The sequence below is a fragment of the Microcoleus sp. S28C3 genome (genome assembly GCF_036700785.1).
GTDB lineage: Bacteria > Cyanobacteriota > Cyanobacteriia > Cyanobacteriales > Microcoleaceae > Microcoleus > Microcoleus asticus.
The window spans coordinates 153,799-164,655 of the sequence record NZ_JAUBPO010000002.1 but is presented as its reverse complement, the minus strand read 5'-3'; the positions used below and the strand labels follow the sequence as shown (position 1 = coordinate 164,655).

The following is a 10,857-nucleotide window of genomic DNA, read 5'->3' as shown; positions in this document are numbered from 1 at the left end:
TTAATAAATCCTCAACATTTAAAAAACTGGTTTACTAAATGCTGTTACTGTCATCTATAAACCTGCAATCTGCTGTAAGCTGGAAGAGCTCAAGTACCTTCTCGATGCAATTGAGGTGCTAATTGACGCTGAAGAGAAAAGGTTGTCGGAGTTGGAAGCCGACTCAGACTGGGAAGAAAAACGAGAAGAAAAAATGGCTGCTACCGGTGCGCGCGGTAGTAGGGGATACATCGAATCCAAGACCATTAAAGGATGTGGCCCCTATGCCTACTTGAGATTTCGTAAAGACGGCACGCATCATTCATTCTATCTGGGCAAGCTCAAGTCTTAAATTTTTAGGGTGCATAGCAATTGATAGATTAGTCGTTCTGGTATCGATGCACCCTAAATTATCGGCGTTTAGGGTGCATAGCAATTGATAGATTAGTAGTTTTGACGTTTATGCACCCTAAATTATCGGCGTTTAGGGTGCATAGACATTGATAGATTAGTGGTTTTGACGTTTATGCACCTTAAATTATCGGCGTTTAGGGTGCATAGCGATTGATAGATTGATAGTTCTGGCGTTCATGCACCCTAAAGCGAGTTGTGTAGTCGCGATCGCAGCTGAGTGTCTGACGGCGCTTTCTTCGGCTTGTTGCTTTCCGAATTCCGAACTCCTGCGTGATAGCTTGCCAGCGATATCGGTAGCTTGGTTGCTAAGAGTGAGAAAAACCTTAAATGCGATTTACTCAACTCTTCACCTGCACCACAACAATCGTTCGATAGGTAGGTATTGGTCTAGAACTCATCCAAATTAAACAGCGTAAATTGATGAGGCGATGTTGTCGTCTTTCTGGGTCGGCGTTTGCCCTTAACAACTTCTTGAACTACTGGATTTGAGTGAATTGATGTCTGATCATTCAAGTCAATAACTTCTGAGCTTTCTCCTGAACTTATTTCATGTTCGACTGGACAATCAGTATGATTTTTAGCCTGAGACTCGACAGGCTCAAACCACTCATTGTACCAATAAGTGGCGTTCATTGATTGAGGTCGATCGCTACTTAAAGTATTGCCAAGGAGCAAATCAGTTTTACCCAACCACCAAATCGGAACAGCCAGCCAAGGTGAAAACAAATAAAACTGAAACAAAGCGCATTTTAACAGAGTAGGGTCTATATCTTGACCGATACCGCTCAGATAGTAATTTGACTGTGCTAACATTAAAGCTCCCGTACCGCAAGCGGGTTCATTGAAGCTGGAAATTCGCTCTGTCTTATCACCACTGACTAACTTAGATATCAACTGACACAAAGCTAAAGGTGTCGGATAAAACCCTGAACTTTTTTGAGCAGTCTTTCCGCAGATTTGGGGTAGCAGTCTGCCCATATAATCTTCAGGATATAGCATCAGAATTGACAGGTCAAACATCTGATAAAGACGCATTGATGCACCTTCACAGCCGGCCGGTTCTTTGGGTAACATTTTATAAGCTGGATGTCCGAATGCGAACAAAACCCAGTCCAAGAAAAACTCCAAATAGTCCCAAGCTGACCAAGTTTTCCATTCTCCATGTTGAGGAATGCAATTGAGGCTATTATCTAACATGGCTTCTGCGGCAGGAGAATACTGCCATTCAATTTGGGGAATCGGTTCTGCTGGCAAAGTTTCCTCAATTACAAATTTGGGTAATTTTTCGGGTTTTCTGTTCTCCAGAATGGCTAGCATTGGTTCCATCTGCCACCGCATCCAGGCATGACTGGGGACAGCTTGACACAAAGCCCAATAATCCCACCTTCCCCATAAACATCGGTCTATTTGTGCGAGAATTGTTAAAAGCCAGCCCGGCTTTAAATCTCGTTTTAGGTTAGGGATTAGAGCTGGCTTTTTCTTTGGTTTATAGGGTTGCGTTCTGAAATGGAACAGCATTGACTCTCTAGTTTTGGAGTCAATAACTGGCAAAACGAGCTTAGTTTTCATGAGTACAAATCTGAAAAGTGCACCTCTAAAAACCGCAGTAGCGGTTCGCACAATTCTATGTTGATGCAAGCAGCGTCTTGTTTAATAAAAACAGTAAAAACAAATTGGGAATAGGGCGTAGCTTTTTTGTTTGAAAAAAGCTACACTCTATTCCCCACTCCCATTTTCCCTATTTCTCTCCCCATTCCCATTTCTCAGCCATCAATTCCACCAATTTTTTGATATTTAAGGAGTAGAAAATGCTTCGCACAGCAGCAGCCCCACCTGCTTAAGTAAAGCTTTATTGCCATCAGGGCATCCCGACTGAATCAAACATTTAGGACAGCCAGAACTGCAAGAACAACTGCGGGCTAACTCAGCAGCCGCATGAGCTAATTGACGGAGAGAACGAAAAATAGCTTCCGAGGTTCCCGAACCCCCTTCTGCTAAATCGTAAAAGAGTCCTGCATAGTCATTTGCACCTCTCTTCTCTACCAGAAAATTCACATCATTAGGTGAAGCCAAAATAGTCAGAGGTAAAGCTGCTAAAATTTGATGGCCGAAACTGTGAATAGCCAACAAATTCGCGGGGTACTCCCACAACTGCTGATATCCGGGAGGAATCTCCTGTTGAGACTGAAGCAATTCCTGGCGAGTAGCTGTTACTACCCGTTGCAGATAACATGCAACCGGGGAATTAAAACTAATTTGCAGTACAGGAGTCGCAAATTTGATTTCGTAAGGTTGCTCAAAGTTTACCTCATTAAGAACCGATGTTAGCTCAGCAGAGCGAGTTCTCTTGCCACAAACAGGACAGGCAGTACATTTTGGTAAATGCTCTTTGTAATTGACACACTTTCTATTGAGACAAGTTAACTCGTAATTGCGAGTTAATAATTGATAACCAGTGACGAGTTGGCTAATTTCTCCCCAAACCAGTTCCAGAATAGCTTGAGCTGGAATTGCATTACTATCCGTTGAATTGGTTTGAACATTTCCTTCAACTTCTGGAATAATCAACGGGATTTGTTGAGGCAAACTCAAATTCTGCTTGAGGCTGGTATCAGTGTGGCTAATCGCTACAGTAAAGAGTTGAGTTTCAGGGGTGTTTTGCAAAATAGCTTTGCCATTCAAGAGCGAGCGCGAAGTATAAGTCACCAAACAGCCGTCTGAGTTTTGCGTGCGGTAAATAGCACCAGGAAATACCTCTCGATAAGCAATCTCCGCACTGAGGACTTCAATCTCTTCTTGAGTATCCGCATCCACCAGTTGTATCGTGCTAGCACCCGTTCCCCCTCGAAAGTTTACATCTTTATGCGGAAAGCCTTTAGCCCATAATTTATCCCGGCTTCTGTGAAGAACACCTTGCTCAATTAAAGCCGTTGCAATTATATGAGCGCTTTTGCCAAAGTAGTGCTTGAGCTTATTGGCCCGAATGCCTGTTTCAACAGCCGCGCACATCAAATGTTTGGCAATATCTATGGGATAATTGGCATTAAAGCTCACTAATTCAGATTCGGCCGACAGCAACAATTCAGGGCGCTCGGCAAAATAGTTATCCAAAGGTGATTGTGCAATGGGAATGAAGATAATTAAACCGGAGTTTGTCCGACCGGCCCTGCCAGCCCTCTGCCTGAAAGCTTGCAAGCTTCCCGGCCATCCCCTAATAATAGCAAAATCAAGTTGAGGCAAATCAATTCCCGCTTCGAGAGCGCTAGTGCTGAGGATACACTTAACTGTTCCTGACTTCAAAGAGTTAATAATTTCCATGCGGCGCTCGCTTGTTAAACTGCCGTAGAAAATTGCTACTTGCGACTCAATTCCACAGTTAGTTTGAGTTACAGCTTCTTGCTTAAAAGTTGCCCACAAGTTCTTAATTGCTTGTCGGCCGTTACCGAAGCAAATTCCGCTTTGCCCTTGCTGCAACAAAAACATAATGATGCGAGCAACATCGGAATTAGCATCATGAGTCGGTTTAGTAACAATTAATTGCCGTTCTGGGACAGCAGCTCCGCTAGAGTTAATCCAAACTAACCGCTCGGGTTTATTGATATTTCGCTTTCGACTTCTACCAGATAGTAACTTCGCTAATTTTACGGGATTGCCAACGGTAGCACTCAATATCAGGAATTGCAGTTTTTGAGAAGAACCTCCGCGTTCGTCTACTGCCAATTTTAAGCGGCGAATTAAGCTAGCCATGTTAGCTCCGTAAACTCCGTTAAAAGTGTGAGCTTCATCTAGGACAATATAGCGGAGGCGACTTAAAAAATGCTGCCAAGGCTGACTCCAGTGAACGCCTTTCAGCGCATAGTGAATTAACTCTGGTGTGGCGCTGATTATGCTAGGGTTTGCAGCTAATAATTGTTCTCGGGTTTTGGGAGGAGTATCCCCAGTTAGAAGGGCAAGGCGCGGGCGCGCAGGCTCAGGAATCAGTTGGAGCAAATCGGCAAGTTTTTGACTTTGGTCGGCTGTTAAAGCTTTCAAGCCATAAATAGAGAGTGCAGTAAATTGATGTTGGAGAATGCCCTCTAAAATAGGCAAGTACGCACTTAAAGATTTGCCAGAAGCTGTTGCTGTGCTGAGGATGACATCTTTGCCCTGGCGCACGGCTTTGAGTGTTTTAATTTGGTGCGAATAAAGCTGTTGAATGCCTTGGCGGTGCAAAGCAGAAATTATTGAAGGCGGCAAGTCTTGAGGAATTTTGTAGAGCTTAGGAGTTATAGCAGTCGCGATTGTCTGATAAATAACCTCTTCGCCTAAAAACTCACACAAATCGGCTGTTGCAGTTGGCTGCAAGTGGCTTGCTTCTGGGAAGTTATTTTGGTGAAAATCATGTCTGGCTATTAGTTGGGAAAGAAGGTTGATATAATTGGGAGGCATTGGTCACTCTAAGAATGAATCTTTTCTCTCTTACTACCGATAGGTAGGAAAAAGAACGAGAGAAGAAATTAATAAAAAAACTGGGAGTCGGACTGATTCTGGTAGCAATTATGGGTTTTGGTTCAGGAACCAACAAAGCGGTAGACTTCCACCTCACTGCGCGATCGCCCTGCCCCGTGAGACGCTAGCATTAACACAGTACACTTGCTATGTATATAGCGGTTCTCAAGCAAGTGAGGCGTCAACGGCCCATTAAGCTGCTACGCATTTAAAGTGTCTATTGGGAATGAGGGGAAGAGAGGGAGAAAGGGAGAAGGGGAGAGAGGGAGAAAATTTTACGCTTTTTCTACAAGGATTTAAGTATATAATTTAAAGACGCGACAGCTTACCAATTACCAGACTTACCTCATTTAACCCCGAAGTGTTATAATATCCGATTAAAAATAATAAACCTATGCCTTACAGTAAGTTTACTCTCAGCAAAGCTGTAGATGATTTCCATCTCACAATCATTGAAGGCTCGCGTTTCTTACCAGAAATTTCCCCTGTCACTCCTAGCCCTTTACTACAGGATACTCTTAAAGAAACGATTCCCTGGGCGATCGCGGTGAGTAGCGAAAAAGCTCGTTCTGAGGGGATTATCAATCCTGTGTTACTAGAAGTAAAACGCCAGCTTCAAGGACAGATTAGCGTTTTTTCAGGCGAGGAATTCAATGTAGAACCGGAGGCTGAACTCACAGGGTATGTTGACTTTCTTCTTAGTCGTTCCCCGGAGCAACTATTTATCAAAGCCCCTGCGGTTATATTGGTGTCAGCCAAAAAAGAAGACCTTAAACCGGCTCTTGGGCAATGCCTTGCAGAAATGGTTGCAGCTCAACGCTTTAACCAACAAAAGCAACAGCCGATATCGACGATTTACGGAACGGTAACTAGCGGTACAGTTTGGCGGTTTCTTAAACTAGAAGAGCAATGCGCGTCCATTGACCTTACAGATTATCCACTACCTCCTGTTGAGCAAATCTTGGGCTTTCTCGTTTGGATGATGCAGGAAAGATGAGCTGTTATTAAACAAAAATAGCGACCTAGTGCGATAAATAAACTCAAAAACTTCTTTGATAAATTAATGAGAAAAACAACTTCTTTATCACTACAGTTAATTAAGACTTACGCATAAACTCTATCTGTAGGGTACGCCGCGCACCTTACTGCTACCAATAGTGTTGCAAAGCAGTTTTTGCCTCCAGGATTGTTAATGAAAGACTGCCGAATTAACTCGGCAGCGCTTTCCTGTTATTTAAGGTGAGTGAGTTGAGTGATGCTGAGCAAAGCAGGCAACATCGAGTCAGGCTTATCTCCTGTTTTGAGGGCAATTTCTAAATCAAACAAAATGGAGAGCGATCGACTTAAGAAGTTCGCAGATACTTCCTTAACCTCCTGCTTAAGGAAATACAGCCGTTTGGGGTTACTAATTCCGCACATACTAGCAATTTCGCTATCAGAACGTTGTTGGTCGGAATTGATAGTAGCTTTTACCCACAGCCAAGTTTTAAACTGAGTTTGGAGAGTGGCAATAATTGCTAAAGGAAACTCTGCCCGAGATAGCAATTCATCAAGCACCTTAATTGCCGCCACTGCTTGACCTTTTAAAAGAGCTTCGGCAAGTTGAAAACAGTTGGCTGTGGTAGCTGGAACGAGGATTTTAGCAGCTTCTTTCGTAATGCGAGCGCCTGCTGCATAAATGGCTAATTTCTCCAGTTCACTAACTCTTCTAGCAGAATCGTTGCCAATCGCTACCGCTAGATAACTGACAGCATCTCTGGCAATTGAGAGATTCTTTTGTTTAGCAGTAGCAGCGATCGCACTTTCAATTAAATCAGTACGCCAAGGGGGAATGAGAGTAAACTCCTTAAGTTTACCAAACAGCAATAAATGCTTGACTACCTTGAGCCGTTTGTCGATAACAGCAGCAGTGAAGACTAAGTGCGTTGTAGCAGGTAATTGGGGCAAAATTTGCAGCAATTCTAGCCCCATTTCTCCAAATTGCTTGAAATCGCAATTTTCAACGGCAATAAGTTTGTTTCCACCGCCGAAAGGAACTGAAGCAGCAGCAGAGAGGGCTGCATCCAGGGAAGAAGCATCGAAGCGGTGGATGTTGAAATCTCGCCAGAGAGGATGAGTTTGAGTCTTAAACTTTTCAACTTCTCGTTCAATTGCGTAGGTGTCATTCCCAATTAGGATGCTAATCATGCTGCTAATTCCTCCTGTTGTTTGACAGTTACAGTAACAGAGCGGCCTAAAGCTTTAGTAACGATCCGCTGCACGCATTCAAGGTGACTCTGAAACTTGTTCGCGTATTTTCTTTCTACTGCTAACACACATGAATCAGCCGAAAGTTCGGCAATTTGAGCACGGTTTAAGAGGCTACGATTTCCTGGTTTCGCTGCTGCTACTACTTGCGCCCAAGTTGTTTCAAAGTCAGGAGAATCTGCCTCTATTTTTTGATGGGTTTTATCAAATTTGTCAGGCTGATTAGATTGGGAAGTTGCCGGCAACCGCGTTTCGGGGGCAGCGGGTTTGCAAGACAGCATCAAGTTCAGCAGACAGACTTCTAACCAGGTAGCCGCATTGGTGCTAGTTCTCAATTGAAATTCTGATTTTTGCAATTGTGTACAAGCCGCATCAATTGTTTCAAAATCGAGATGAAGAGCGAGCGAGCGCAGTTGTGAGTAGCCTACTGGCCCTGCAATTAAATTCTGGCAGTGGCGCGTTGATTTGACAATGAGCAAATCTCTCATTGCTGCTAGCAAGCTGCTGAGAATTAGTTTGGGGGTTTTGCCGCTGTCAATGAGCGTTCTCGAAGATTGCAGTACGCTTAAGGTATCGCCAGAATGAATGGCTTTGAGAAGGGCGATCGAGTCTTGCTCGCTGATACTGCCAGATACTTCTGCAACTTGAGTTAGGGTAATCTCTGAGTTTAGCAGTGAAAGCTGAGAAAGTAATTGTAGGGCATCTCTTAACCCCCCGTCACAGGTACGAGCGATCGCCCGCATCGCCTCACTTGCGATCTCAATAGATTCAGTGGAGCTAATTTTGTGCAATTGTCCGACAATAGCATCAACTGACAAGGCTCGGAAGTTAAAAGTTTGGCAGCGGGAGATAATTGTCGGCAGGACTTTATGTGCTTCAGTCGTACAGAGAATAAACACCACATGAGCCGGAGGTTCTTCAAGGCATTTGAGGAGAGCATTTTGAGCGCTGGTACTGAGTTGGTGGCACTCGTCTAAAATCCAGATGCGGTAAGGGCTCATCGCTGGCGCAAAGTTGCTGTGTTGTATTAATTCTCTGGCATCATCCACGCCATTATGTGAAGCAGCATCGATTTCAGTTACGTCTAAGCTTGAACAGGAGTCAATGGTTTTGCAGCTTGAACATTCTCCGCAAGGAGTGGCGGTTTGCTTTTTGCTATTCAAACAATTGAGGGATTTAGCAAGGATGCGAGCGGTTGAGGTTTTGCCTGTTCCTCTGGGGCCAGTAAACAGGTAAGCTTGAGCAATTTTGTCGGAGGTGATGGCATTGGTCAAGGTTGTTTTGATGGTGTCTTGACCCACTAATTCTTGGAGGTTTTTTGGTCGGTATTTGAGGTGCAGTGGTTGGTACATGGGAGTAGTTAGAATAGTTCTGGTAACTATTCCCCGATAGGGGAGGGGAACGAGTGGGGAGTGGGGAAGAATGAGGGGGATATATAGCAAGTCTAAATCCGTTGTACGATTCATCATTTAGACGTGCTGGATATATGGTTTTTTTAGAGAATTTGGTATTGAAATAAAGCATACGTAACTTGATGCCACGATTGACTGAAGAAATTACCGAACGCTATCTGGAGATTCGGGAGGTCAAGACTGGAAAGGTGGTAACGGTGATAGAAGTTCTCTCTCCTAAGAATAAAGGAGTGGGTGAAGGTCGAGAAAAGTACCTCACCAAACGACAAAAAGTGTTGAACAGGGCTACTCACTTAGTTGAAATCGATCTGCTAAGAATGGGAAACTTTATACCAATGGATGTTTCGATTCGCTCAGACTACCGCATTCTGGTCAGTCGGGCTAATCTCCGTCCCGAAGCTGAACTCTACCCGTTTAATGTGCGTGAATCGATTCCCCAATTCTTGTTTCCTTTGCAGCCATTAGAGCAAGAACCTGTTGTGAATTTATCTGAGGTTTTGGGACAACTTTATCAAGAAGCAGCCTTAGACTTGGCAATTGATTACTCACAGCAGCCTGTTCCACCGCGCTCGTGAGAGTGATTATCAATGGGTGATCGTTGACGGAATCGTATGACAGCGATCGCAATCGGGAATGCCTGACTTCTGCCCCGGTGTACATATCAACTTGATAGATGCGATCGCCGTTCATAGAGTAATTTGTAGAGAGGGCATCCAATTTAGATGCCACTCCCCATATGCACGATTATTCTTGCGGAGCCACAACGTATTCGCACTCTAACGCCTCTGTACCTGAAGCTGGCGTGCCAAAAGGTACAATCAGTAGAGGAGCCGTAGGAGTTGCCATCAGCAGCCGCAAATCCGAACTAGAAACAGCTTTAATTGTATCAATCAAATAGCGGATATCGCACTTGAGCCGAAAGTCACAACCCCAGAGTTTGGCGTCAACTGTCTCAGTACCAGAACTGAGAGTATTGTTGAGTGATGCTCGCACTTGTTGCGCCTCTAAATCAAAGTCAAAAATTGCTGTGATATGAGACTTGTCGCTATGAGTAGCCAACCTCTCTAAAGCTTTTAAAAAGCTGAGTCTTTCAACTACGATTTGATGACTAAGTTCAGACCGATAAGGAGCAATAATTTGGTCGCATTTCGGGTAATTTCCTTCCAGTAACTGCGCTGTTAGTCGCAAATTATTCCACTCAAACGCCACAAATTTGCTAGGTTGTTCTGCCGAACCATCATAATAAATCGTAACTTTGTCACTGGCATTTACAGAACGCTCCAATACCCGGAGTACCTTAGCGGGAACAGTAAAATTTACTGTTTGAAAGTTCAAAAACTGAGAATTGCTGCTTTCACTCAATCCGACAATCATAGCTACCCGATGCCCGTCAGTCGTCCACACTCTTAGTTGGTTAAGTCCTCTGTCTGCGTCATGACTCAGTTGAAAGTTAGCTCCCATCAAAATGCGTTTGGTTTCCTCAGAAGTAACAGCAAATAAGCTAGCTTTGAGGACAGCGATTAATACACTAGCAGGAAGTGTTACGAGTTTTTGTTTAACACTAGGGATAGTCGGAAATTCATCCGCAGCTAACCCGCGAATAACGTGCTTGCTATTTGATGAACTTAAAGTCGCACTGACAGAGGGAATGTCACTTCCTTTGATAATTTCAAAGGAACTCTTTAAGGTAAGGCGGCCGTTCGGAAATTTCCCCAGAATATCAGCGAGTATAGGTACGGGAAGGGTGAGTTTTCCGGGTTGATTGACATTGGCGTCAAAATTCACTTGCATTCCAAATTCCAAATTGTAACCAGTGAGGTGCAGTTGTTGATTTTCGGCATCAGCCTCAATCAAGATATTGCACAAAATAGGATGACTGGTATTGCTAGGAATGATGCTTTTGAGTGTCTGTATATAATCGTTGAATTCTCTTGAATTGCAGGCAAGTTCAACAGCCGATAGGGAAGATGTCGGAGTTGGAGAATCTGTGATTTCATTATTGAGATGGTTTTCTGGAGTGGGATTTGTTGGGGTGTCAGAAGGTGTAGAAGTTCCAATGTCTGTGATGTAGTTCGCTGCTACTTCTTCTATTTGTGTTGTTTTGGGTAGGGGAGAAGAAAGCTTAGTTGTTTTTTTGACTGATGGCTTCGTAGTAGGAGTCAAATTACTGACTGTTACAGTTGAGCGTTTTTTCTTAGCTGTTCTCTCCACTACTTCCTCTTTAGAATGTGTTCCAGAAAGTCGAGTTTTTGCCATAATAATTAGTCGGGTGTCAAGAATTTGATTGGTCGCTGCGATAGCAGTGAGGAAGGGGAAG

The 10,857-nt window shown here is 43.8% G+C and carries 8 protein-coding genes; 3 read left to right on the top strand and 5 right to left on the bottom strand.

What is annotated here, in order from left to right; all coding sequences use genetic code 11:
- Positions 1 to 115: 115 nt before the first annotated feature.
- Positions 116 to 331, top strand: coding sequence for a hypothetical protein (locus QUA13_RS01445; protein ID WP_333196066.1), 216 nt, complete (start codon positions 116 to 118; stop codon positions 329 to 331).
- 449 nt (positions 332 to 780) lie between these two features.
- On the opposite strand, the gene QUA13_RS01440 is transcribed toward QUA13_RS01445, so the two are convergent.
- Both QUA13_RS01440 and QUA13_RS01435 read right to left on the bottom strand, forming a co-directional pair.
- Positions 781 to 1,962: a hypothetical protein gene (locus QUA13_RS01440; RefSeq protein ID WP_333196064.1), complete on the bottom strand. Its 1,182-nt coding sequence runs from the start codon at positions 1,960 to 1,962 to the stop codon at positions 781 to 783.
- A gap of 225 nt (positions 1,963 to 2,187) precedes the next feature.
- Positions 2,188 to 4,821, bottom strand: coding sequence for a DEAD/DEAH box helicase (locus QUA13_RS01435; RefSeq protein WP_333196063.1), 2,634 nt, complete (start codon positions 4,819 to 4,821; stop codon positions 2,188 to 2,190).
- Positions 4,822 to 5,275: 454 nt separating this feature from the next.
- On the opposite strand from QUA13_RS01435, the gene QUA13_RS01430 reads away from it, so the two are divergent.
- Positions 5,276 to 5,878: a hypothetical protein gene (locus tag QUA13_RS01430; RefSeq protein ID WP_333196061.1), complete on the top strand. Its 603-nt coding sequence runs from the start codon at positions 5,276 to 5,278 to the stop codon at positions 5,876 to 5,878.
- 233 nt (positions 5,879 to 6,111) lie between these two features.
- Here the strand turns inward: QUA13_RS01430 and holA are convergent, their stop codons facing one another.
- Complete coding sequence (gene holA / locus QUA13_RS01425; RefSeq protein ID WP_333196059.1) at positions 6,112 to 7,068, bottom strand: DNA polymerase III subunit delta; 957 nt, start codon at positions 7,066 to 7,068, stop codon at positions 6,112 to 6,114.
- Positions 7,065 to 8,597, bottom strand: coding sequence for a DNA polymerase III subunit gamma/tau (gene dnaX / locus QUA13_RS01420; RefSeq protein WP_333196056.1), 1,533 nt, complete (start codon positions 8,595 to 8,597; stop codon positions 7,065 to 7,067). Before dnaX ends, holA begins: the two co-directional genes overlap by 4 nt.
- A 65-nt stretch (positions 8,598 to 8,662) precedes the next feature.
- On the opposite strand from dnaX, the gene QUA13_RS01415 reads away from it, so the two are divergent.
- Positions 8,663 to 9,115 (top strand): DUF4058 family protein, encoded by a 453-nt coding sequence (locus tag QUA13_RS01415; RefSeq protein ID WP_333196053.1) that lies wholly within the window; start codon positions 8,663 to 8,665, stop codon positions 9,113 to 9,115.
- Positions 9,116 to 9,284: 169 nt separating this feature from the next.
- On the opposite strand, the gene dnaN is transcribed toward QUA13_RS01415, so the two are convergent.
- Positions 9,285 to 10,796 carry a DNA polymerase III subunit beta gene (gene dnaN, locus QUA13_RS01410; protein WP_333196051.1) on the bottom strand — a complete coding sequence of 504 codons (1,512 nt, stop codon included), beginning with the start codon at positions 10,794 to 10,796 and terminating at the stop codon, positions 9,285 to 9,287.
- Between the last annotated feature and the right edge of the window lie 61 nt (positions 10,797 to 10,857).